Here is a 556-nt window from a genome sequence, read left to right as displayed (position 1 = left end):
ACCTGCATTCAGAGAATCACGTCGGCCAGGCCGATGTGAGAGTCCCTTTTGGGGCCTTAGCTCAGCTGGGAGAGCACCTGCTTTGCAAGCAGGGGGTCGTCGGTTCGATCCCGACAGGCTCCACCATACTGGGCTGTGTACCGGAAAGTATTTCCGGGTCTGTAGCTCAGGTGGTTAGAGCGCACCCCTGATAAGGGTGAGGTCGGTAGTTCGAGTCTACCCAGACCCACCATTCTCTGAATGACGCATACAATCGATCTTTATACGCATCAGCACTGTGGCTGGTACGTGTTCTTTTAAAACTTGTGACGTAGCGAGCGTTTGAGATGTTCTATCAGACGTGTCGTGAGGCTAAGGCGAGAGACATAAGTCTCTTTATTGATTGAGTCGTTATATTCGTATCCGGGCTTTGTACCCCCGGGTCATATATATAACCCAAGGCAACTTGCGGTTATATGGTCAAGCGAATAAGCGCACACGGTGGATGCCTTGGCGGTCAGAGGCGATGAAGGACGTGGCAGCCTGCGAAAAGTATCGGGGAGCTGGCAACAAGCTT

Annotated in this window: 2 tRNA genes and 1 rRNA gene; all 3 read left to right on the top strand. The window is 52.3% G+C overall.

From position 1 onward, the window contains the following. Window positions 1-50: 50 nt before the first annotated feature. Window positions 51-126: transfer RNA gene (locus tag AC5O77_RS22385), tRNA-Ala, on the top strand. Between the two features lie 29 nt (window positions 127-155). Continuing rightward, window positions 156-232, top strand: a tRNA-Ile gene (locus AC5O77_RS22380). A 225-nt stretch (window positions 233-457) separates the two neighbouring features. Beyond that, window positions 458-556: ribosomal RNA gene (locus AC5O77_RS22375) — 23S ribosomal RNA — on the top strand; the annotation flags it as partial.

The sequence above is a fragment of the Stenotrophomonas sp. INTA L402-1 genome, from assembly GCF_059295135.1.
This window is presented reverse-complemented; position numbering and strand designations above follow the sequence as displayed.